Origin of the sequence: Sphaerospermopsis sp. LEGE 00249 (assembly GCF_014299995.1) — a bacterium.
Classification (GTDB): Bacteria; Cyanobacteriota; Cyanobacteriia; order Cyanobacteriales; family Nostocaceae; genus Sphaerospermopsis; species Sphaerospermopsis kisseleviana.
In genome coordinates this window covers 81,409-105,631 of the sequence record NZ_JACJUZ010000006.1, presented here as the reverse complement: position 1 = coordinate 105,631, position 24,223 = coordinate 81,409, and the positions used below count along the sequence as shown (strand labels likewise).

General features: G+C 37.0%; 21 protein-coding genes and 2 tRNA genes. 11 read left to right on the top strand and 12 right to left on the bottom strand.

Annotation, left to right across the window (positions count from 1 at the left end):
* Positions 1–146: 146 nt before the first annotated feature.
* Entirely contained in the window at positions 147–626 is a 480-nt protein-coding gene (locus H5968_RS03950) for a hypothetical protein (protein WP_187038897.1), read from the top strand.
* A 135-nt stretch (positions 627–761) separates the two neighbouring features.
* Here H5968_RS03950 and H5968_RS03945 read toward each other — a convergent pair.
* From H5968_RS03945 to H5968_RS03920, 5 genes are all read right to left on the bottom strand, one after another.
* Positions 762–833, bottom strand: a tRNA-Gln gene (locus H5968_RS03945).
* Positions 834–1,412: 579 nt separating this feature from the next.
* Positions 1,413–1,763 (bottom strand): type II toxin-antitoxin system PemK/MazF family toxin, encoded by a 351-nt coding sequence (locus tag H5968_RS03935; protein ID WP_187038892.1) that lies wholly within the window; start codon positions 1,761–1,763, stop codon positions 1,413–1,415.
* On the bottom strand, positions 1,754–1,969 hold the full coding sequence (locus tag H5968_RS03930; protein WP_187038891.1) for a hypothetical protein: 216 nt from the start codon (positions 1,967–1,969) through the stop codon (positions 1,754–1,756). The genes H5968_RS03935 and H5968_RS03930 overlap by 10 nt, the downstream gene beginning before the upstream one ends.
* A 221-nt stretch (positions 1,970–2,190) precedes the next feature.
* Positions 2,191–3,633: a GUN4 domain-containing protein gene (locus tag H5968_RS03925; RefSeq protein WP_187038890.1), complete on the bottom strand. Its 1,443-nt coding sequence runs from the start codon at positions 3,631–3,633 to the stop codon at positions 2,191–2,193.
* A gap of 161 nt (positions 3,634–3,794) precedes the next feature.
* Positions 3,795–5,828 carry a BamA/TamA family outer membrane protein gene (locus tag H5968_RS03920; protein ID WP_187038889.1) on the bottom strand — a complete coding sequence of 678 codons (2,034 nt, stop codon included), beginning with the start codon at positions 5,826–5,828 and terminating at the stop codon, positions 3,795–3,797.
* Between the two features lie 416 nt (positions 5,829–6,244).
* Here H5968_RS03920 and H5968_RS03915 point away from each other — a divergent pair, with 416 nt between their 5' ends.
* Positions 6,245–7,585 (top strand): lipid-A-disaccharide synthase-related protein, encoded by a 1,341-nt coding sequence (locus H5968_RS03915; RefSeq protein WP_187038888.1) that lies wholly within the window; start codon positions 6,245–6,247, stop codon positions 7,583–7,585.
* A 56-nt stretch (positions 7,586–7,641) separates the two neighbouring features.
* Here the strand turns inward: H5968_RS03915 and H5968_RS03910 are convergent, their stop codons facing one another.
* Positions 7,642–8,364 (bottom strand): response regulator transcription factor, encoded by a 723-nt coding sequence (locus tag H5968_RS03910; protein WP_096568407.1) that lies wholly within the window; start codon positions 8,362–8,364, stop codon positions 7,642–7,644.
* A gap of 2,051 nt (positions 8,365–10,415) precedes the next feature.
* Between H5968_RS03910 and H5968_RS03905 the strand changes: the two genes are divergently transcribed.
* Entirely contained in the window at positions 10,416–11,765 is a 1,350-nt protein-coding gene (locus H5968_RS03905) for a hybrid sensor histidine kinase/response regulator (RefSeq protein ID WP_187038887.1), read from the top strand.
* An 89-nt stretch (positions 11,766–11,854) separates the two neighbouring features.
* Positions 11,855–12,979, top strand: coding sequence for a hybrid sensor histidine kinase/response regulator (locus tag H5968_RS03900; protein WP_187038886.1), 1,125 nt, complete (start codon positions 11,855–11,857; stop codon positions 12,977–12,979).
* Positions 12,980–13,103: 124 nt separating this feature from the next.
* On the opposite strand, the gene H5968_RS03895 is transcribed toward H5968_RS03900, so the two are convergent.
* Positions 13,104–13,556, bottom strand: coding sequence for a response regulator (locus H5968_RS03895; protein ID WP_096568395.1), 453 nt, complete (start codon positions 13,554–13,556; stop codon positions 13,104–13,106).
* 690 nt (positions 13,557–14,246) lie between these two features.
* Here H5968_RS03895 and H5968_RS03890 point away from each other — a divergent pair.
* From H5968_RS03890 to H5968_RS03875, 4 genes are all read left to right on the top strand, one after another.
* Positions 14,247–15,449, top strand: coding sequence for an AAA family ATPase (locus H5968_RS03890; protein ID WP_187038885.1), 1,203 nt, complete (start codon positions 14,247–14,249; stop codon positions 15,447–15,449).
* A gap of 394 nt (positions 15,450–15,843) precedes the next feature.
* The gene (locus tag H5968_RS03885; RefSeq protein WP_187038884.1) at positions 15,844–17,154 is read left to right on the top strand and encodes an amino acid permease; all 1,311 of its coding nucleotides are present in this window, start codon (positions 15,844–15,846) and stop codon (positions 17,152–17,154) included.
* 153 nt (positions 17,155–17,307) lie between these two features.
* Complete coding sequence (locus H5968_RS03880) at positions 17,308–17,454, top strand: hypothetical protein (protein WP_187038883.1); 147 nt, start codon at positions 17,308–17,310, stop codon at positions 17,452–17,454.
* Between the two features lie 73 nt (positions 17,455–17,527).
* Positions 17,528–17,800, top strand: coding sequence for a GlsB/YeaQ/YmgE family stress response membrane protein (locus H5968_RS03875; protein WP_096568388.1), 273 nt, complete (start codon positions 17,528–17,530; stop codon positions 17,798–17,800).
* A gap of 126 nt (positions 17,801–17,926) precedes the next feature.
* Here H5968_RS03875 and H5968_RS03870 read toward each other — a convergent pair whose 3' ends face one another.
* The 3 genes from H5968_RS03870 to H5968_RS03860 form a co-directional block, all read right to left on the bottom strand.
* Positions 17,927–18,694 (bottom strand): ChaB family protein, encoded by a 768-nt coding sequence (locus H5968_RS03870; RefSeq protein WP_096568385.1) that lies wholly within the window; start codon positions 18,692–18,694, stop codon positions 17,927–17,929.
* A 60-nt stretch (positions 18,695–18,754) separates the two neighbouring features.
* Positions 18,755–19,294 carry a Dps family protein gene (locus H5968_RS03865; protein ID WP_187038882.1) on the bottom strand — a complete coding sequence of 180 codons (540 nt, stop codon included), beginning with the start codon at positions 19,292–19,294 and terminating at the stop codon, positions 18,755–18,757.
* Positions 19,295–19,423: 129 nt separating this feature from the next.
* Complete coding sequence (locus H5968_RS03860; protein ID WP_187038881.1) at positions 19,424–19,792, bottom strand: hypothetical protein; 369 nt, start codon at positions 19,790–19,792, stop codon at positions 19,424–19,426.
* Positions 19,793–20,109: 317 nt separating this feature from the next.
* Here H5968_RS03860 and H5968_RS03855 point away from each other — a divergent pair, with 317 nt between their 5' ends.
* Positions 20,110–20,961 (top strand): polysaccharide deacetylase family protein, encoded by an 852-nt coding sequence (locus H5968_RS03855; RefSeq protein WP_187038880.1) that lies wholly within the window; start codon positions 20,110–20,112, stop codon positions 20,959–20,961.
* A 180-nt stretch (positions 20,962–21,141) separates the two neighbouring features.
* Here the strand turns inward: H5968_RS03855 and H5968_RS03850 are convergent, their stop codons facing one another.
* Complete coding sequence (locus tag H5968_RS03850; RefSeq protein ID WP_096568377.1) at positions 21,142–21,531, bottom strand: alr0857 family protein; 390 nt, start codon at positions 21,529–21,531, stop codon at positions 21,142–21,144.
* Positions 21,532–22,016: 485 nt separating this feature from the next.
* On the opposite strand from H5968_RS03850, the gene H5968_RS03845 reads away from it, so the two are divergent.
* Both H5968_RS03845 and H5968_RS03840 read left to right on the top strand, forming a co-directional pair.
* A complete protein-coding gene (locus tag H5968_RS03845) occupies positions 22,017–22,352 on the top strand; it encodes a hypothetical protein (protein WP_187038879.1) in 336 nt (111 codons plus the stop codon).
* A gap of 313 nt (positions 22,353–22,665) precedes the next feature.
* Positions 22,666–23,244 (top strand): SRPBCC family protein, encoded by a 579-nt coding sequence (locus tag H5968_RS03840; protein ID WP_187038878.1) that lies wholly within the window; start codon positions 22,666–22,668, stop codon positions 23,242–23,244.
* A 373-nt stretch (positions 23,245–23,617) separates the two neighbouring features.
* Here H5968_RS03840 and H5968_RS03835 read toward each other — a convergent pair.
* A tRNA-Glu gene (locus H5968_RS03835) sits at positions 23,618–23,690 on the bottom strand.
* Between the last annotated feature and the right edge of the window lie 533 nt (positions 23,691–24,223).

Below are 24,223 nucleotides of genomic sequence, written 5' to 3'. Positions count from 1 at the left end.
ACTGGGGACTGGGGACAGGTGACAGGTGACAGGTGACAGGTGACAGTGGGAATAAATTATTACCAATTACCAATTACCAATTACCAATTAATTTAAATGTTAAAATTAAATACCATCTTGGTAAACCAGCAAATTTTTCCCCTACTATGGTTCAATATACTCTCGCTCAAAGTCCAGAAATTATCCTCACTGTTCCTGGAAGAGATTCGGCTAAAGCCCGTGATAAAGCAATGGATCAGTTGATGGAACTGATGGAAGCTGATAAACTACCCACAGAATTGGAAGAAGGTTTTGGTCCTCAACAGTTAATAGAAGTCAAAGAACCAACTGTTGATAATACTAACGGTGAGGATGCCATTACCCAAGCTGTACAAGTTCTCAGTAATTTGGCTACACTCAAGTTAAAAGTCCAGGAAACCCGCGCTGAAGCTTTAGAAATTCGTAAAGCTGTTGATGTTCTATTTTCTGATAATACTGTAACTGAGGATGAAATTACCCGTCTCAAGGAAGGTTTCAAGGTGCTGAAAAATTTCGCCCAAGCTAATATTCGTTATCAAGAAGCAAAAGCGAAAGCTGAACAAGCGAGAGAAATTTTAGATCAAGCTTTAAAATCACCCGAAAAATAACAATATTGAGTAATTGGTAAATCTAAAATCCCAAATCTAAAATCCCAAATCTAAAATCCCAAATCTAAAATATAAAATCCAAAATATCAAAAAGGGTAGACTTTTTAATCTACCCTTGATAATTATTTGATAATACTGGGGCGCTAGGATTCGAACCTAGGGATGGCGGGACCAAAACCCGCTGCCTTACCGCTTGGCTACGCCCCACTGCTTTCACTCTAAATAATATAGCAGTCACCCCATAGGTTTTGTCAAGGGTTTTTTCCAAAAAATTTCCAAAAAATTTCCGATTCCTTAGCAGGTGGCTATAGAAGATCCCGGACTTCTTGGAGAAGTCCGGGTTCTGAGGGATTTGAGGCAAAAAAAGAGGGAAGGTTGTTATCCCTTCCCTTGGTTGGTTGTTTTTCTGGTTTTTTTGGTTGTTTTCTGGCTTTTGCCGTTCTTTGAGTTTGTTTCTCAGCATCTGCTGTTGTTTCTTGATTTGTCTTTTTCTGGCTGAACCGCCCCGGCCTTTGTCGTTTCTCCCCTGTTTACGGGGGGATTCCCATCTTTTTAAGCGCATAGTGTTTTTTGTGGTGAGTAATGACTATGAAATGCTATAAGCAGCACTTGTCTTATTATAATACAGAATTTTCAGTTTTTACAGAAAGTTAGACCAGGTTGTATATAAAGGCTGATTTGCAGACAAGCTACTCATCCTCTTCAGATAGAATTGCATCAAGATCAATTTCTACATCAGCAACTAGAGATTGAACACGGTTTACTAAATCTGGTTTAATAATATACCTAATCTTGTAAAATCCAATTTGCTAGATTTTGTCTAATTCTTGTTAATCTTGCTTCAGAAATTTCACCAATTTTTCCTAAAAGTATCTGTTCGGAAACTACAGCTATTCGTGAAACTCGAAACACACTTTCTGATTTTAAGCCTGTTTGCGAAAAATTAACATCTTGGGGTGAGATAATTTCATCTAATCCTACTATTTCTTGTCCTGTTTTTGTGGAAATCATACAGGCCAACCAGTCATCATAAGTATTATTAGATAGGGGTTTGATGAGTAGTGCAGGGCGTAATTTCCCCAGTGTCAGGTTAGTTTGCGGAAATCTGAAGAGAACTATTTGACCTGCTATTGCCATTTTTCTATTAAATCGGATTCGGTGTATTCAGGAAGATGATCATTTTCTAAGTCTCTCATAGCTTGTTCTAAGGAAAACTCGTTCCAGTCTTCATTTTCTTTGTTATTCAAGATTGGGATTAATATTTTTTTAATTGTCCATTTTTCTTCTTCTATCAGTTCTAAAATAGTTTCTTTGATCAGGGCTTTTAGTTGTTGGGTTTCCATTGTTCACCTTTGGTTAATCATTCTTTGATTTTACCTTGTTTTTAAGTCGTGGATCTGTGACTAGGAGATTGAGAACGAACCACAGAGGCACAGAGGACACAGAGAGAAATTTCTGTTATTTTTGAATAGGTTAACAGTAACATCCTGTACATCCTTTAATCCTGGTTATCCTGATTCAGACTTAATATTTTTCTGTAATCTTTAAATTTTACAGTTTACTGTTATGAACGCAAGATCAGAACTATTACAACCGCTTTCCAGTAATCATCTTGAGAATACAAACTAATAACTACTTTCCACCACCATATCGAACCTACGGGAAAAAAAGGAAGATGCGCTTTTGGTGCTTTTATGTCAAAGGTAATCTCGTTATAAGACAGTAAATTTTCTCCTGTTCTCCATCCTACCTTATCTATGAATCTATTCAAGACTTGGCGGTTGTAAGTTGTTGTTCCCCCCACACTTTCATAAATCTGCTTCTGCACAGAAAAACCAAAGCGTCCATTACTATTCTTTACCCACAAATTGTCTATAATGCTGATGTCTCCACTTGGAATATTAAGAACATTGTCTATTTCCAAATAACCCGGTATTCCTCGGTTAGCAAGCGTCAATATTATCCGTCTTGTTTCCTCATCTGCTTCTTTCCACTTTCTTGCTGCTAATAATTTCTCTAGTTTTTGATACCGACTTGTTACAGTAACAGATGGTTGGGGAATTTTCACAGGTGGTTGAGATTGTGGAGGTGGTGAAGGTAAAATTTGAGAAGGCGATCGCCTCACATTTTGATCTACAAAATTTAACTCCTGCATCACTTCTTTTACAGATTGATAACGATGTTTAGCAATAGGACTTGCTAATTTTTCCAAAATCTTCCCTAATTCATCACTTACCACATTTCCATTTAAAAAATCTCTCCATACCCATTCCCCTTCCATCGGACTATATAAATCAAAGGGACTAACTCCTGTTAACAAATGCAAACAAGTTACCCCTAAACTATATAAATCACTACTAAATAAAGGTTTACCCATTGACTGTTCAGGGGCGCAATATTCAGCAGATCCGATAATTGTTCCTGTAGCTGTGCGTTGCTGTAGTTTAACTATTTTCGCCGCCCCAAAATCTACTAAAAATAACTTATTTTCACTACTCAAAATAAGATTTTCTGGTTTAATATCTCGATGAATTACTTGTTTACTATGAACAAACTCCAATATTGGCAACAGTTCTATTAATAAACCTTTAATTTGCTGTTCCGAAAAAACACCATTTTTATCTAACTCAGTTTGTAGAGTTGCACCTTTAACAAATTCCTGTACTAAATATTGACGATTATCGGATGTAAAATAAGCCATTAACTCAGGTATTTGCGGATGCTTACCTAACTCCTCTAAACGTTGTGCTTCCTGTGCAAATAACTGGGATGCTTTTTCAATACTATCTGTTCCCTGTGCTTGGGGTAAAAATTGTTTAATTACACAATAAGGTTTTGATGGTTTATCCTCATCAATAGCTAAAAATGTTCTCCCAAAACCACCTTGACCTAAAATTGATTGAGGTGCATATCTTTCCCGCAAAAGTAACTTATTACCGCACTTTTGACAATATTGAAAATTATCAGGATTAGGAAAAAGACAGTCAGGATTAAGACATTGACGCATAGACTCAAAACCAACACACTGTTATAATTTTACCCTAATTAATCAAGACTTACGCAAAATCTCTCTAAACCTCCTCCCTTCGTGTCCTTTGCTTCTACCCTTCGGGAACTGCTTCGCAGAACGTGGTTCATTACTTAGAAATTTAACACACCACAACCAAATTAAAACTTCTGACCAATACCAATATGCACCCGACTTTCACCTTGATCATTAATTCCCAAATCAGCACGAATTAAACCTAAAGGCGAATCAACGCGCACACCCGCACCATAACCAAAACCACTACCAGGTTTATTTCTCACATTAGCTGGTTCTCCAATCACTGTATCACCAGAACCTAAATCAGTGGCAAAATCAGCAAATATCACACCCCCAGCAATAGGGAAGATCGGAAAACGATATTCAGCAGAAGCTAACACATAACTACGACCACTTCCTACTTTACCACCATCATAACCACGCACTGAGTTAGAACCACCTAAGTTAAAAGTTTCATAAGGTGGTAAGTCACCCACTACAGTACCAGCTTGCAGGTTTAAAGCAAATACTTGGGGTTGTGTGCTGTTAAATAAATTTACGGGCATAAATTGACTATAGTTGCCCCGTAGCCGATTCATGGTAATCTGTCCATTACCTACAGGTATAGATTGTTCGGTGCTGAATGTGAGAATTGAACCTTCAGTTGGTTGTACTGGGTTATCCCGCTTGTCTTTAGTGGCTGTAAATGATACGGTAGCTAGGTCATCCACACCAGTATCACTCAAGGATAATTGGTTATTGTTAGCATCTCTGGGGGTAATATTTCCAGAGCGATCGCGGATAGTAACACGAGTATAATTAAGACCCAAGGCAGCATCCCAACCATCTATTTCTTGTTGCAAACTCACACTAGCGCCTATTTTCCCTTCCCGCACTTTATCACCATTCGGCAGTTTGATTTTATCGTCAAAGGTATCGGAAATTTGTCTTCTACGGAAGGTTTTGATGTTATAACCCAAACGTTCAGGGTTAGTTTCTCGATAAGGACTGTTAAAATTAGTATTAAACAGTACATCCTGTCTGTTTAGTTCCACATTTGCAGACAAGGTATCATTCACACCACCAACATTTTGATCTCTATAACTAACAATCACTGATATCCCATCATCAGCATTATATCCACCTCCCAGGTTAACAGAACGCGCTCCTACTTCTTGCAGTTCATAGATTAAATCTAGTTTTTTTGCGTCTCCTTCAAATGCAACATTGACGCTTTTAAATAAACCTAATTTATATAAAGTTTGGATATCTTGCCGTGCTAAATCTTCTGCAAATACTTTTCCGGGTTTTAGTTTGAGTTGCTGTCTGATAAAATCTGCTTTACTACGTCCTTTGATGGGATTACCATTTTGATCAAATTTTTCGCCTTCTTCGCTCAAAAACCGAAATTTGATATCACCTACTAAACCTTCTGCTACATTGACTGTGAGGATACCTTGACGGTTCGGTTGAATTGATAATACTCTGGCTAGGGTATAACCGTTATCTTTATACCATTGGTTAATTTGCTGTACTATGTTCTGAAGTGCTGCTGGACTGATATCTTTACCAATCTGATTTTGGAAATTTTCTAAGGCTACTTGATAAGTAAGAACTTTTGCACCAGTTAATTGTAATGCTTGTACAACTATTGGTTGCACTTGATAAACTACATTTACACCAGCGGATGTATTGCTACTGTTAACTGTGGCATTAGCAAATAACCCAGTGCCTAAAATTGCGGCTACATCCTGTTGAAGTTGGGTTTGACTAGTTCCTCCTCCAGTTTGGGTTTTAATAACTTTACGAATGATTTGCTCTAATTCTGTATTAGCGCCTATGATCTGGACATTGGTGGCGGTAACTACTAAATTAGCATCTGTAATTAAGTTGTTACTGTTGTTATTATTATTAATATAATTATTGATATTTGTCCGTACAACTACTGGTTGCGATATCGGTTGAGAGCTAAATTCTATGGCATAAGTAGTTTCTGGTGCTGTTAAGGTTTCTACCTGTGCTGTTTGAGTTTCTACATCAGGCACTATTACCACATCTGTTGTTGCGGTTTTATGCTCTTGATTTATGTTTTGAGTCGGTGCAGCCTTGGCTTGCTGAGTGGCATTACTAACAGCTAAAGTAGCTAAGGTAAAAATTGCCGCAGAAGAAACTCGCATAATTAATGATAATCTTTGCTGTAGATACTTATGGATTAAGAGACCAATAATTGTAATTTTTTGTTTCTGGTTAGATTTTTGCTACTACTATGCTACTACAAAAGCTGACGGTGTTAGGCGATCGCTGAGGATAAAGATCCCCGGCTTCTTTGAGAAGTCGAGGATCTGGGTACAGGTGTTTTGGTTGTTTTGGTAATTGGTATTATTCATTATCAGGCTTGATGATGACAAATTGCAAGACCGAATCTAAAATCTAAAATCCAAAATCTAAAATCCAAAACCTAAAAAGATCCCCGGCTTCTTTGAGAAGTCGAGGATCTGGGTACAGGTGTTTTGGTTGTTTTGGTAATTGGTATTATTCATTATCAGGCTTGATGATGACAAATTGCAAGCCCCTATCTAAAATCTAAAATTCTATGCGTGATCTATCTCAATTACTTTTATTGAAGCAGTCTCCAGATAAAAGTTCTCGTTTACAGTTACTGGTTTTAAGTAATGGTCATGGTGAAGATATCATTGCTGCACGGATCATTAAGGAACTGCAACAGTTATCTTCTCCTCCTGATATCTTTGCTTTACCTATAGTGGGTGAAGGTCGTGCTTACCAAAATTTAAATGTGCCTTGTATTGGTGAAGTTAAGACTATGCCTTCTGGTGGTTTTATTTATATGGATAGTCGTCAACTGATGCGGGATGTCCAGGGTGGTTTGGTACAACTGACTTGGAAGCAGATTCAAGCGGTGCGTGGTTGGGTAAGTTCGCAAACAAAGTTAGATAATCAAAAGGCGATTTTATCTGTGGGGGATATTGTACCACTTTTGTTTGCAGCTATCAGCGGTGCTAATTATGCTTTTGTGGGAACGGCAAAATCTGAATATTATGTGCGGGATGAGTTGGGTTTATTACCCAGAAAGTCAAAATCGGCACGTTGGGAAAATTTTTCAGGTTCTATTTATCATCCTTGGGAAAGGTGGTTGATGAGTCGTCGTCGTTGTCGGGCGGTGTTTCCTAGAGATGCGCTGACAACGGAAATTTTAAGAAAGTGGCCTATTACAGCTTTTGATGTGGGAAATCCTATGATGGATGGTTTAGATCCTTCTTTTAGCACTTCTAGATTTGATTATGATAGTTTTGAACAACAAGAGATTGTTCGTCCTTTGGTTGTGACTTTGCTTCCCGGTTCTCGTGCAGGTGAGGCTTATGATAATTGGGAAGTGATGATGATCGCTGTATCAGCTTTGATTGAGAGTTTCCGGGAGCGAGAGATGGTGTTTTTAGGTGCGATCGCTCCCGGTTTAGATGGCAATATTTTTACTCAAACTTTAAAAATTCCAGGTTGGCAAAAATGGGATCAATCTCCAGTTAAACTCGCTGATGCTAATGCTTTGATTTTTAAACAAAAAAATGCTTATCTTATGCTCACTCAACAAGCTTATAATGATTGTCTACATTTGGGGGATTTAGCGATCGCTATGGCAGGTACAGCAACAGAACAATTTATTGGTTTAGGCAAACCAGCGATCGCTATTCCCGGTAAAGGTCCTCAATATAATCCTGCTTTTGCAGAAGCCCAAAGTCGTCTTCTAGGATCATCTCTAATTTTAGTAAACCAACCAGCAAAAGTTGCCCAAGTAATACAGTCTCTGTTACAAAATCCCGATCTTTTACACGAAATTTCTGAAAATGGAGTTAAAAGGATGGGTTTACCTGGTGCTGCCAAACGTATTGCCGAATGTTTGCAAGAACGTTTAACTTAACCTCTATCACTTCTTCCCCAGTCACCAGTCACCTGTCACCTGTCACCTGTCACCTATTAACCTACTAACCCAGAACGTAAAGCCCGAACTGCGGCTTGGGTTCTGTCATCAGCGCAAAGTTTATTCAAAATATTGCGAACATGAGTTTTTACTGTTCCCACAGTAATATACAGTTTTTCTGCAATTTGACCGTTACTACAACCAGCAACAATTAATTCTAAAATTTCCAGTTCCCGCTGAGTTAAAGGATAGGTTTCCAGAACTTGTTCATATTCTGTAGCTAAAGCCTCAATTTTTACAGTCTTTGGTTTATCAGATGTGAGACTTTCTCCTGGTAAACTTGAGCGCATTTTTTTGAGTACCACATTGGCGATCGCTGGATCAATCCAAGAGTTACCAGCATAAGTAGCTTGTATGGCTTCAGTTAATTTGTTAATACTTGTCTCTTTCATGTAATAAGAATCTGCACCCGCCGCAAAAGCAGCTAAGACGGCATCTTCTGTATGATCCATTGTCAAAATTAAAATTTTTGTATTATTTTGCCCAGTTTCTGCTTGATGGCGTTTAAACTTGCGGGTGAGTTCAATTCCATCCATATCTGGTAAACCAATATCCACTACTGCTACATCCGGCTTGGCAGTTTCCAAAAGTTTTAATCCTTGGCTGGCATTTGCCGCTTCACCTATCACCCTTAACCCTCCGTGTGACTGCAATGCAGCCCTTAACCCCATCCGGGTTAAATCATGATCTTCAATTAAAAGAATGCTAATCTCATTCATTGTTACACCCAACTATATATCTGACTGCTGCTTTGAACTTAAACTGCTGCTTTGAACTTAATTTGAACTTAACTTGAACTTAACTTGAAATTAATTTGAACTTAATTTGACTGGTAAGGATTGAGGAGACAGAATACAGGATTCAGAATGAATGAGAGTTTTCGAGTCATGCTTGATAATTGATGAACAAACTGATAAACAAACTTGCTCATGTAGATTCCTGCTGCACACAAATATTCTAACCCCTGACTCCTGACTCCTGTACGGGCGAAGTAGGGGCGAAGCATTCGGAAAATAACCTGTGATCAAAATTGATAATTTATAGCCCGAATGCTTCGCCCTTACAGGAAAATAGCCTTTGCATAAAATTGATAATTGGTCGCCCGAATGCTTCGCACCTACGACTCCTGACTCCTGAATTCTTACAATGAATGTAAGTTTTGGATCTAATTTGGATCTAATTTGGATCTAATTTTCCCAAACTAAAGATAGATGATATTTTGACCTGGTTGCATCCATCGACAGAAATAATAAATTTCACTTATTTTATCTGGGATAGAAGTAAAAATCTAGCTACGGGTATATGGCTATTTTTTTGGAAAATATGAAATATTGAAACCAATGGAAAATCAGACAATCAACCTATTTGTTATGACTGTGCCTTCCTTATTCTCATTTTTTCTTGAATTTTAAGTTCTACCAATCTCCTTGAATACTTTTACCTCACCTTGACGAGTTGGTTAAATGTTATAAATTTGTCTTTTTCTTCTCATCAACTCTGTCAACAATGCTTGTGCTAAACTTGAGATCTTACTTTTTTGACACCAGATCAGTTGTTTACGTAGTAACTAATGAGACAGTAATCGGGGTGATTTTTACTGACTCTGATCAGAAAATGTATTACATCTGACTCTAGTTATTCTGTCAAATTCAAGTTTAAAGCCTTGTATATAGCCTGCTGAATCAAGGAGGTTCACATTTTTATCCTAGCACAAGATTCTTGCGACATAAACTTACAGCAGATTCCTTTGTTTTGAGGTACAGTATTAGACCGGGAAGTGCTGTATCAAGAGATGATCAACAGAATGACCAACTGGTAACTTCATCATCTATCATAGTACCGACCACAGGCTCCGCCAACATCACATACAACATCAGATAATTTAAAATTTTCTACCTATGAACGAGGGCAAGGGCTTAAAACTAATGATTCGCGTTTATGTGGCAATAGCAAGATATGCACTTACAGCTTTTTAATATTGAATGATTAATCACTCACGAATCAAGACTAACTACTGTTCAAGTGAGTAAAACTGCTCAAGCTGATGGTACACAATGTTTGTATGCAACTCTCACTAATGGGTGAGGACGGTAAATCATTTACTCATTTACAATTGTGTTGAGATGGATAAAGTATTTGATTTTACTTTCTCTCGACTCTGCCAGATTTCATAGAGAATCACTTTCATCTGGATAATTGCCAATTGTTTTTAAATTATTTTTTATTAAACGAGAGCAATTTTCCGTTTGTTAGAGTTATAACCAGGAGATTCAACACAATCAAAAAAAAATGGCAGAAAAAATCAAATACTTGATTCTGCAACCAGCTAAAAACATAACAAATTAAAACTACTAAAAGTGGAGGAAGATAAATTGAATGTAAAAAATATTAATTAGATATTGTGTAAAATACCTGAGTTACTCAATAGCGTTTTTTGAGATACACAAAAATTGTCAATTCTGTAGTTATATACAGCTTCTTGTAGGTAAATAAAGTAAACAATGAGATTGACAAAGCCTGGAACTAACAGCATTTTAGTTCTGACTGCTGCTGTATTGGAAGTCAGTATTCAGCAGTCAGTAATCAGTAATCACCTATTATCTGGGATTTATGAGCATTTGTAGCAAGGGATTAGGAAATTGATTTTAGTATCAGTCTCCCCTAAACATCCTGGAAAATCAGTTGAAAAAGCAGTTTTAGCTGAATGCTTACTATCTGAAAATAGAAATGCTGTACTTCAATCTCTTTTGGACAGCGAAAATAAAAACTAATGGAAGAGACGCTGAAAATTTTGGTTGTAGATGATGATGAAGTAGATCGCATGGCAGTCCGTCTAGCCCTGACAAAAGCTGATGTTTATATGGAACTGTGTGAAGTCAGCGACGGTAATAATGCCCTTTCTGCTCTCCAAAATACTAATTTTGACTGCGTTTTTCTCGATTATTGCTTACCAAACCAAGATAGCTTCACTTTAATTCACAAGCTGCGCTCTTGTGAAATCAAAGTTCCTTTAGTTATTCTCACCGCTCAAGGAGAGGAAAAAATTGCTGTTGATTTATTGCAAGCTGGTGCTACAGATTATCTGATTAGATCTCAACTAAATTCAGAACATTTGGTATTGGTTTTGCGAAACACGATGCGGTTATATCGGGCAGAAATGAAAGCAGATTTGGCATATCAACAACTTAAAGAAAGTAATGAACAACTGATTAGGAAGAACCAAGAATTGGAGAGACAAAGGCAACAAATTCAATTACAAAATTTGAGATTGTTGGAAGCATCACGACTTAAATCACAATTTTTAGCTACCATATCTCATGAGTTACGAACACCAATGAATGCCATCATTGGTTTTTCGCAAATACTGTTACGTCCTAAATTTGGTCAACTTACCAATCAGCAAGCGGATCTGGTAGAGCGTATCCTCAATAATGGTAAGCATTTACTGATGTTATTGAATGAAGTTTTAGACTTTTCTAAATTGGAGGCTGGTAAATTAGAACTAAAACCGGAAATATGTGATTTATCAAAGATAGTTAATAATACTGTAGGTGAAATTCGTTCTTTAGCGGAAGCAAAAAAGTTATCTTTGTTAGTGGAAATAGAATTAGAAAATACTTTGGTATTTAATGATCCCGTGCGCGTACATCAGATTTTAATTAACCTGCTCTCCAATGCGGTTAAATTTACAGAGTATGGAAGCATTAAAGTAGAAGTGAAAGAAATTACCAGAAATCAATTATCAATTAGTATTAAAGACACAGGAATTGGTATTTCCCCTCAAGATTATCAACATATTTTTGAGGCATTTCGACAAGTAGATCAAGGTATTAGTCGTAAATATCCAGGAACTGGACTGGGTTTAGCAATTATTGATTCATTGGTACAAATGATGGGAGGTAAAATATTTCTAGAAAGTCAATTAGGAGTGGGTTCGGTATTTAAAATTGAATTGCCACGTCAAATCTCATTATCACCTCATGCGGGAGATAATACTAGAGATAATTATAGTTGGAATGTCGGTAGTGATGATGGAATTTATTATTCTCAGCAAAATCTACCTCACCTACCATTTCAATTCAATAAAGTTTCGCTAGGATATCCTGATCTGAAACTTTAAATTACTGTCAACTTCCATGTAAATTCCCAAGTGTAGATTCCAGAGTAGATTAATTTAGATTAATGACCAAAAAGTTGTAAACATAAACTATGTCTTTTGTCAAAAGTGATAAGGTTGATCGTATCCTCGCCGTTGATGATACAAGAGATAATTTAATTTTAGTACAAACACTCTTAGAGAGTGAGGGTTATGAAATTGATTTAGTATCAGATGGAGCAACTGCTTTACAAAAAGTGGCACAATCTCCACCGGATCTGATTTTACTAGATGTGATGATGCCAGGGATGGATGGTTATGAAGTAACACGGAGAATTCGTGATAATCCTGATCTGAGTTATATTCCAATTTTGTTAATCACAGCTTTTCATGAATCTAGTGTAGTGGAAGGGTTAGATGCGGGTGCTGATGATTTTATTCGCAAACCATTTGATACTGATGAATTATTAGCCAGAGTGCGATCGCTATTGCGACTGAAGCATAGTATTGATGAACAGCAAAAAATGTCCCGTCAGCGAGAAGATTTTGTTTCGCGTCTGACTCATGATTTACGCACACCTTTAGTAGCAGCTGATCGAATGTTAGCTTTGTTTCAACAGGAGACTTTTTGTAAAATTTCTCCAGAAATGAAACAAGCGATCGTTGTGATGATTCGCAGTAACCAAAATTTAATGCAAATGGTCAATACCTTACTAGAAGTTTATCGCTTCGAGGCAGGTAAAAAGACCTTAAATTTGGAAAAATGCGACTTAACAGAAATATCTGAAGAAGTCATCAGTGAACTAACTCCCCTTGCTGTTGAGAAAAACTTAACTCTCAAATTAGATACCCATGAGTTAAACCAGGTAGAAAATCATGGAGGAATTGTCTTAGGTGATAGATTAGAACTACGCCGAGTGTTGAATAACTTAATTGGTAACGCAATCAAGTTTACAGATACAGGCGGTGTAGAAATTCGCATTTTGAAAACTTGCCCCACCAAAACACATCAAGGTGAAGTAGTAATTGAAATTGAAGATACTGGTTATGGCATTGCACCAGAAGATCAAGCAACAATTTTTGAGCGATTTCGTCAAGGGAGAAATAAAAGATCAGGTAGTGGTTTAGGACTGCATTTATCACAAAGAATCATAGAAGCGCATGGTGGAAAAATCGAACTTTTATCAGAATTAAGTAAAGGTAGTATATTCAAAATCAAACTGCCAAAGGAAACTTAATTTTTTAGGAGTCAGGAGTCAGGAGTCAGGAGTCAGGAGTCAGGAGTCAGGAGTCAGAAATAAAACCCTGTGACAGCAAAGATTAGTCATAAAAATTTTGAAGTCATAAAAATTTTGATTCTATTTACCTGCATTGTTCAAACGGAGAAAAAGGCTCAAATTTGTGATCAAGAAAACGACGAATAATTGCCTCTAAATCCTCCAGCATATAGGGTTTACTGAGATAGTCGTCAAAACCTGCTCCCAGGATACGTTCTTGCTGTTCCCTGCCAGCTAAAGCCGTAACAGCAACAACAGGAATGTGGCGAGTTAATGGATCTTGCTTTAAATATCGCACAACATCTAGACCATTCAACCCAGGTAACAGAATATCCAACAAAATCAAGTCTGGCTGATATTCTTTTGCTACTAAGAGTGTAGTGTAACTGTCATTTTGACAAATAAATCTACACCCTAGTAACTCCAAAGTATAACTAAGTAGTAATAGACTATCATCATGATCTTCTACTACCAAAATCAAAGGCGGCTGAGAGTTTTGCTTCTTTTCATCACTCATGAATGAATGTGTCAGATACATCTAGTCTCCAGAAGATTAAATTGGGCTTTATCGTCTTGATAGTCAAACTAGGCGATAATCCCACAAACCATAAGACGTGCTGATTCAAGATTAGCTAGTGTTTTGCTGCCACTCAGTTGATCATCCTTACCCACATTCAACAGGAAAGAACAACTCAATCTGAATAGCTTTAGTAGACACCCCTTGATTATATGCAAAATTACAGAATATTTTCCTCATAAGTTCACAATAACTTTGTAGAGAAAAAAGGCATAGTTATTTACTTTAGTATCACTATTGACATATCTATAAGCAAAAAATTAAATTACACTAGTTGCATTAAACAGTATGAAAATAAACTGTTAAATTTATGACTTCAGTGATTTATTTTGCTGTCAATATATGGGAAATTGCCATATACCCCCATCAATCGAGAAATTTCCTAAATACAGCAGACGATAAACATTGCTAGAAATATTACTTGAATTGCGATGGTATTTTGTAGGTTTGTAAAGAAGTGATATGATACTTGCTCAAACTGAACAATTTTAAGCATAATACTTGACGTAGCTATATTTCTGTAGTATAAAGTTACATTGTAAGATATACCAGACTAATTATGTAACAAGAATCAAATATCAACCAGGTTTGACTCCTGTACAGACGTTCCACCGGAACGCCTCTAATCCTCACTACTGACTACTTACTCCTATGGATTTTGACTATTTCCGAAATAATGATAGTAGTTCCGCGAACAACAATCGTCACAACCTACTAGCTAGTGGTTGGCGACCATTTCAGCGTGATTTTGATTGGGACTATTTCCAACAACTAATATTAAATGATACTCAAGAGTTAACACAAAGAAGTATTAATCTAGTCAGTTTTTATGCAGACGCTTTAGCCAGAAAAGATTATACCTGGTGGGCAAATATATTAAATTTAGCTTCTGACTATACTCGTAGTGAATTTCAGAAATTTTGGAACTTCGTCACACCCGATGCACTCACACCAGATTATCGTTACAAAGACGTTTTAAGTACAGAAACACCCATTGTCCAATTTGTCAGCCGTAACAGCATTCCTATTGATTATGTACTGAATTTATTGCAAGAAATTACTGTTTTGCGCGTTCTACGTTTATTGGAACGTCCTGATATTATCACCCAATATTATGCAGAAAGAGATTTCTATTTTCCCGTCGAAAAATTTGTTAGTTGGGAACGGTTAGATGTCGTCAATACCGTTTATGCTTACTGGTCTCAACACGATATTTGGTTACAAATTGACCCCTATGATCGGGGACGCAGACAATATACTTTAATGTCAAAAAATTTAGCACCATTAATCAATAAAGCCACTTATGATTTAGCAGTGATGTTAAGTGGATATCAAAGCCGTGTCGGTAAAGTTCATAATCAATTTCCCATTCGCACATTTCCCCAAGAAATTCAAGATTTTACTGATTCAGTGCAGCAAGCTATTCTCAATCAAAATCAATTAGCAATTGTGGTACATGGAGAACCAGGTACAGGAAAAACAGCATGGACACAATCAGTAGCCAAGGAAATTTTAGTACCTTTAGGTTATGTCATCTTTATTTTGGATCATGATGCTATTACTAACTTTGTGCCACCCAACTATTTAGAGAAAATTTGTATCATCATCAACGAAGCTGATAACTTAGCTCAAGATAGAGCTTCAGAAGTAGCCCAATATAACAACAAAACTGAACATATTTTAGCCTTGTTAGATGGGACTTTGTACCAAAGTGTAATTGATGAATCTGGTGTACAAATGAAGCAGCATTTAGTGGTTTTGATGACTTGCAATACTACAGAAAGATTAGATCCCGCTATGTTACGTAAAGGAAGAGTAGATTTAATGTATGAGTTTACAAAGCGGTTTGTTTAAAAAATCAGTTATCAATTGATAATTGACAATTGACAATTGACAATTGACAATTTTTTCATTCAAAGTTTAAAACCTCCCCTTTATCTCGTTATTTCGTTCCCAGTTTCTAACTGGGAATGTCATCACAGAGTCTCTGACTCTGCTATCCCATAAAGGCAGAGCTTTTAATACAGCTATTTTCAGGTAAATAAAACACATTTTGATTTAGGTTTCGCGTCAATATGTGGTCTAAAGACATGAAAACTGCTGTAATTCATTCTTATACTCTGTATGGGAACGAGAAAAACGAGGAATTAGCGGAAATCTTTTGCTAAAATTACTGATATCAAGTAATATCAAGTAATATCAAGTAATATTTTCTTGCTGCTTTGGGCAGATATCCCAGCAAAAACCCATGAATCAAGTTCTCAAATCAGAACAAAAGCAAGTCACCAGATTATTTTCTCACCTGGAATTTGATGGTAATAAATTAAATCATCAACCAGGTAGCGTTTTAGGAAGCACTGCTTTGATAGCTGGAACTACTGTTGGTGCTGGTATTCTTGCCCTACCTGCGGTAACTTTACCATCGGGTATTTTACCATCTACAATTGTCATTATTGCAGTTTGGTTATACACCTTATTTTCCGGTTTATTAATTGCCGAAGTAACCTTAAATGTTATGGGTGCAGAAGGCATGACTAGCATAGGTTTTTTGGCAACTGTAGAAAAGACGTTGGGAAAAACAGGATCTAGAATTGCTGGTGGTGCATATTTGTTTAAGCACTACGCCCTTTTAGTGGCGTATATCAGTAAAGGTGGAGATATTTTATTATCGACATTAACTAAAATAGTTGGGTTAGAAAATATTTTACCTAACTGGATAGGAACAACAACTTTTACATTGTTATTTGGTGGCATTCTCTATTTAGGAAAAGAAAGATTTATTCAGAAGTTAAATAGTGCCTTTGTGGCAATTGTCATTACTTCTTTTCTTGGATTATTGCTGCTAGGATCAGGACAAGTAAAAAGCTCACAATTTCTCTTTCAAAATTGGCAAGCTGTCGGTGGTGCAGTTTCTGTGATTTGTGTAGCTCTTTTTTATCATAACGTTGTGCCTGTAGTGGTGACACAACTAGAAGGCGATATCAGCAAAATCAGGAAATCAATTATTATCGGTTCTGGCATTCCTTTGATGATGTTTTTGGCTTGGAATGCTGTTATTTTAGGCAGCGTTAGTCCTGATATCCTCCAGAATAATTCACAAAGTGGCAGTGTTTTTGATCCCTTACAAATTTTGCTTTCAGGAGAAGCAGGAGAAATTTTAGGATTAGTTTTAACTGTTTTTTCAGAGTTCGCAATTATCACCTCATTTATCGGTTTTGTTTACGGTTTAGTCGATTTCTTTCAAGACATTTCTCGGATGACAAAAAATCAAATTTCTCGGTTTCCTATTTTCTCACTTGTGCTATTTCCACCCATGAGTTTAGGAACAATAAACCCCAGCATATTTTTTACTGCTCTAGACTATACGGGAATATTTAGTGTTTCGATTTTAGGAGGAATTATTCCGGCAATTATGAGTTGGCAACAACGAGAAAAACAAAAATTGACAAATGGTATTTATCAATCATTGATACCAGGTGGTAAAATTACATTAATTATGATGATTACAGTTGCATTAGCCCTGATATGCAAACGAATTTTCTCAATGTATGCCAATTAAATACCAATTTAAATACAGCACTTTCCTTTGTAATGAGGTACACGATTGGCGGGCAAGACTTGTACTGAGCGACTTGTACTGAGCCTGTCCTGAGCGAAGTCGAAGTGCGGAGTCGAACTACGGTTAGTGAGCGCAGTCGAACTATGTCGAAGTATGCCCACCCCACAATATTTATTTGATTTATTTGATTTATTTGATTTATTTGATTTATTTGATTTAATTATTCACAAAAAATACAATTACCCACAAACTATAAGTCATGAATTATTAATTATCAATTATCAATTATCAATTAATTAAATCTCTCTTTTGATAGACTTAATGAGTAGATAAAATTACTAATCTATAGATGGAAATTTTCATGGAATAAACTATGAATATTATTGCTTGGATAATTCTGGGTCTGATCGCCGGAGCTATCGCTAAAGCTATTTATCCTGGTCGTCAAGGTGGCGGAATTTTAGCCACAATGGTATTAGGAATTATTGGTGCTTTAATAGGTGGAACTTTAGTTACTTTATTGGAAACAGGAACATTACAATTTACAGCCGCAACCTTGAGCATACCCGGTATAATTGTGGCTATTATTGGGGCAATGATCGCCATTTTTATTTGGGGCTTAGTTAGTGGTCATACCAGTCATTAATGGATGAGTGAGTTTAAGATGATTGAATCCTGAGTTACGAGATATTAGCAAATAAAATTTAGTCAATGATAAAAAGGTAATGAGTTTTACCCCATTACCTATTACTCGTTATGGAAATAAAAGAAATTAAACACCAACTTTTTGTTTTGACCACACACCATTTTCATCTTCATCAAATTGTTGATGAACCGCATCCCAAGCAGACTGTTCAGCGGTAAATTCATCGTTGGTTTCATCAAGTACAGTGTTATAGTGCTGAATGAACAATTGTTGTGATTCTGCTGATAAATGAGCGCGAACTTCAGGAGATAAATCTTCTGGACTGTTACAAGGACCCGGACAAGGATGGGTAAGTGTTTTACCAATGGTGTGCATTTCTTCACCACCAGAACTTTCTAATATTAATTGAAATTCACCGCTGCGATCGCTCGGAATTTCTACCATTAATAAAAACTCTCCCGCTTGTAAACGAGTTTGATAAACCGCTGCTTTATCTTCTGGCATTCCCATAGCCGTAAAAACCGATACCAAGCCAGCGCCAGCACTACCAGCGATCGCACCACTCGCAGCACCCAGCAACACCGCACCAATAGGTCCTGCTGCCACGATTGGTCCGACAAAAGGAATAAACAATACTCCTACACCTGTAAGTAAGCTGAGGAAAGAACCAAACAAAGATCCAAAAATTGCCCCTGTTCTCAAACCTCCTAAAATCACATCGCGCTTGGTAATAAAACCAGAAATTCGCGTTTCTGACTGGAAATTTCTCCCCATCACTGAAATATGATCTTTCGGTACACCTCTATTTAGTAAACGACGAATTACATCATTAATTTGCTTTTGTTCTTTAAATACAGCTGAGATGGTACGCTCTGCTTGATATCCTTCTGGCACTTGTTTACTCCTTTTAATTTATCTTCTCTTTGTGTTGAAAATTGTGTGGCAAATTCTTAACTAAACACCCACCGGAACTTTAGTTTCTGTTGGTTGTTGTTTGGCATTTGGTTCTAATGCTTGTCCTTCAATAAATGAACGTAGCATCCAAGCCATTTCTTCATGTTCTTCCATCAAATCAGTTAAAAAGTCGGCGGAAACTTGATCATGAAATTCTTCACTACAACGATCTACATGATTTCTTAAATTACGAATAATCTGCTCATGATCTTCCACTAATTGATTTACCATTCCTGTTGCTGTAGGAATTTCTCCGCTATGTTCTTTGAGAGTAGCAATATTGAGAAAACCTTCCATTGTACCAATGGGATAACCACCCAAAGTTCTAATTCTTTCTGCTATTTCATCAATATTTTCTGTAATTTCTTCATACTGTTCTTCCCACAATTCATGCAGCGTGCGGAACTGAGGACCAACAACATCCCAGTGATATTTTTTAGTTTTTACTACCAGCACATAAGCATCTGCCAAATCTTGATTTAACAAATCCACCACACCGCGACGTTGTTCTTCTGTCAATCCAATATTGATTGTATTCATGCTCATTATTTGCCTTTCAACTATTAACTACTTACTTAATAAGTTCTCAAAATATCGACATTATCCCCATCAACCCAACAAAACCAATTCAAAACCGAAAAATCATAATTATGAATTATGAATTATGAATTATTGGTTGCTGCCTGTAATTTTTTCCAAAAAACTTTCTACTTCCTGTTCTACTGAAGTAGTCCCACTTTCGGTATTTTCAGGACGCTTCATTTTTTCAATATCAGCTGCTCCTTGAACCTCGTTAAGTCCTCTCCTAGTTTTTTCTTGAGATTCTTTCATTCCTATGGGTGGTTTTTTAGCAGCTTCATCAGTTTTGCGTTGAGTTTCTAATAATTGTGTCGTTCCTTCTGTTGGTTCACTTTGATAACTACTGATAGCTAAAGCAGGAAAAGCATTGAATAAAAATATGAAGGTACAAGCAAAAGCTAATACTATCAATCTCGATGCTAATTTCCATCTAGATTTAGCAAAATCAAGAATCTTCATTTTTATATTCTTCCACTCTATTTTTCTTTTCTATTTTCTTTCTGGTTTCAGATTAATTGACTGTCAGAGCATTTTCATCAATCTTACGAGAGAATTAGGTTGAATTTTGCACTAAAAAGCTCATCAAAATCTATCTGGAGATAGAAAATCTCACTGCCGCTAAACTATCAAACTCTGTCTTGGTATGTTCTGTTACTTATATTTGAGAATTAAGGGTATGAATTTTATACCAATGAAACCTCTACCCCAAATTGAGATTTTCTGTTAAAACTGTAAAAGTTCAAATTCTCATATTGTGAAATATATCACAGAAATCAATGCTAAACCTTGTTAATTCTACTTCCACAAACAACCACAACAAAACAAGAAACATTATTTTTGTTGCCACAATAGCATTATTTATAACTGCTTGTACCAGTAACCCAAATACACCACAACCAAATACTAACAGCGAAGCCTTTGGTGTTTCCATTCCTGAAAATAAGGTAAACACAAAATCACAACCACCAGCAAAAATCGAAAACCTGAATTTTACCGTTCCTGCTAAATTTCAAGGCAAGACAGTTTATCAAGTCAAACTCAAAAACAATGAAAAAGTGATTGCGTTAACTATTGATGATGGTCCCTGGCCAACAACCACAGAAGCAATGTTAGATATTTTCAAAGAACATGATGTCAAAGCCACATTTTTTTGGGTAGGAAGTTCTTTAAAAAATCATCCCGAAATTGCTAAACGAGTGGTAGCGGAAGGTCACGCCATTGGTAATCATACCTGGAATCATTTATATAAAAGAATGAGTCCAGCCACAGCTAAAAGTGAAATTGAGAAAACCAATGATTTAATCTATCAAACCACAGGGGTAAAAACATCTATATTTCGTCCCCCTGGAGGTTATTTAAATAATGGTTTAGCTGCTTATGCTAAAAGTCAAAATAAAGCCGTTGTCATGTGGTCTTTAACTTCTGCTGATACCGATCCTCGTGCCAAATATCAAGTGTTTGTGAAAAATGTGGTTAAAGGTGCAAAACCAGGAGCTATTGTTTTAATGCACGATGGGGGAGGAAATCGAGAAAGAACTGTAAAAGCATTGCCAGAAATTATCACAGGATTGAAACAACAAGGTTATAGATTTGTCACAGTTCCCGAATTATTAGAAATGGAACAATAATATAGCAGGAGTCAGGAGTTATTGATTTTGGATTTTGGATTTTGGTGAAGCAGTGCGGTCTTGGGGGTTTCCCCCATGAGCAACTGCTGAACCCGCAGGGATTGTTTTTGTTATCTCCAATCTAAAATCTAAAATCTAAAATCTAAAATTTTCCTCCCTATTCCCTATTCCCTGCCTAATTTAATCACTTAAAACAGATGCACAAACTTGAGCTTCTTGCCAAAGTTTATGTAAAAAGAACTCAGTGCGATCGCTCATTGTCGTTATAAACACACCCTGGGCTTCTTCCGCACCATCTGATAACCAAGAACCCCGCAAGGTGATTTCCAAATACTCAGCATCACAGGTAGACAGAGCTATAATGTCACCGTCATTTCGTTGTGCCTCAGCCTTGAGCCTTTCTACTCCTGGTAAATCTACAGGTAGCAAAAAGGAAGCCGTGCTAGGTTCAAAATGTAGCGTTTGACCGATTCGCAGCGCCAAAATCACTCTTTGCGCCACCCATTCTTCCAGTGACAGCGTGATACACTCTAAATAAAAGCTTCTTTCGGTATAATTTAATTTCAGCATTTCTTATGCTCTCCTGTTATTCCAGGTTTGCTTGCAAATCTGTCATTAGTCACCAATCACCAATCACCAATCACCAATTACTGATTAAAAACCCCCGCTTTACCTATATCGGCAGCGGGGGCTAAAATTGACCTGATACTTTTCTGGTCTTATTCCGGTACAACATTTTCCCTGTACCTCCCGCTTGTTATCTCTAATAGTGGTTTAATATTCAGCAGATCAAAGTTGATATATCTAAAATCATAATTACTCTCTGTGTTTTGCCTTGGATGCTGAATACCATCGGCCATAAATAAATACTCCACTCCCACAACAACAATTTCCCAACTGGCCTGACAGTTGCTGGGATGGAAGGGACTGGAAATGGGGTAAATGAATTTCACAAAAAAATTCACCTCAAAAAAATTTTATCTATTGAACATTCCTTTAAACATACTACACTTGTATTACTATCCTGTCCATATCTATAAAGGAGAAAAAATCAAATGCATACCATCGCACGCACATCAACCACCGACATGGAAGTTACCAGCATCCGTTTAGAACGCGAACTGAAAGATAAACTGAAAGAGATAGCAGGCAATCAAGGATATCAAGCTTTGATTAGAAATGTTCTCTGGAATTATGTGCAGCAAAAATCAGGTGAGTGGAAACCCCGATTTTCCCGTGCTGACATTCGAGCGAGTATAGCGGCTACAGCCCAGCAAGATGAACGTTGTGTCCTCACAGGTAAGTTAATTGAAGCTCAACAGCCAATGTTATTAGGACTGACAAAGAATGGCGACATGGTTCCTCTAAGTGCTGAGAGTTTGGCTCTATAGCAAATTATAGTCCAGGTTGCTTACCAGTTATGATCATAGTGCTGGAACAAAGTTTGTATTGGTTAATTATCAAATATTAAGCAAGCCACAACCACCAGGAGAAAGTATCGGAGCTAGTAGGTGAAGATACTTTCTCGTAGCCAACTTTTGTTAGCATTAGTTAGCTTTTTTGTATCGGAAGCAGCTTATATCTTTATTTACAGGGAGCGATCGCTGTTGAGAGTAACCCTATTGACAACTCTCAGTTGAGCGAAATTTGTTTTACCCTCACACTACCTCAGTTTTCCTCAGCAACTCATTCACATTCTCAACAGTGACTACAGAAAACAAAACAGCGGGGCTTGATTCCCCCAACCTCATTGATGACAATGCTCTAGAAACCAACTTGGATATTGATCCAGTCATCATCCAAGTGGAGAAATTAGCAGAACGACAGCGGCAAATTACCGCCCAGGTTCAAATTCCCCACTCCATCGAAAAAGTCTGGAAAATTCTCACAGACTATGAAGCCTTACCTCAATTTATCCCTAATCTCGCCAAAAGTTGTTTGTTAGAGCATCCCAATGGAGGTATACGTCTAGAACAGATAGGATCTCAGCGTTTGCTCAATTTCAAGTTTTGTGCGCGTGTGGTTTTGGATCTAGAAGAAATCTTTCCCAAACTCATCAACTTCCAAATGGTAGAAGGAGACTTCAAAGGTTTTTCCGGTTGCTGGAGCTTAGACCCTTATACAGTTGGTACAAGTCAAGGTACTAACCTCTGCTACACAATTCAAGTTTGGACAAAGCTAACAATGCCAATAGCAATTATTGAAAAACGTCTCAGCAAAGACCTACAACTAAACCTCATAGCAATTCGCCAAAGAGCTAATGAGTTAAGTAGGGGATGCTGAAAAAGTCTTTCCGTGAAGATTAAGGAGAATGGCTAACGCCACGCTTACTTCGACAGGCTCAGTACAAGTCGCTATCAAGGAGTCAGCAGTTCAAGGATATCAAGGAGTTTTTTGTATTTGGAAACGAGGTAAAAACCAACAAAGTGCAAGGTTTTCCTACTCATAGTTTTCAAAACCTTGCACCTATTTTCTTTGTTATCACCCTCCAACTCTTTATTCATCGTGATTTTCAGTTTATTCAGCAAACCTTCAATAAACTTTGCACTTTTTGAAAATTTAAAAGGCTAAAACCCTTTTCTTGTAATATTTTGACCTTAATTCAGCATCCGCTAAATAAAATTTCTTCCCTACTTTTTGATGTTTTATGTTTTAGTACCCCCAGGGGAATTCGAATCCCCGTTACCTCCGTGAAAGGGAGGTGTCCTAGGCCTCTAGACGATGGGGGCATCGGACTTCACTTTTAATAATCTACTCTATTTCCCAGAGGATGTCAACACCTTTTTCTAAAATTTTTTTTCGGCATCTAAATTCATGGAAATCGAGGAGTGGAGAAGGCAGGAGCCGCTGGAATCGTTTTTCATCCCTCCCCTCAATAACGCAACAACCTGCCCAAAAACTTTTTATCGTGTTATTGGCTTGCAAACATCCCATTTCATCAGGTAAGTCAGTCGGCACGAAAAACCAAAGCAAGTACAAAATTATAAAATTATAAAATTATAAAATTATAAAATTATAAAATTATGAAATTATGAAATTATAAAATTATGAAATTATAAAATTTCTAAAAACCTCTTGCCTCATGCCTCCTGCTGCCAATAGCCTATTGATTACGGTCGCCAAATCCTGAAAAAAGATGTAATATGTACAACTAAGCATGAAAAAATATCCTATTGTTTTCAAGATGGATGTGCAGTTGTACCTGTAAAGTTAATGTTAATATTGATGATTCTCGACAAAGGTTAATTAACGGATTTTGAAA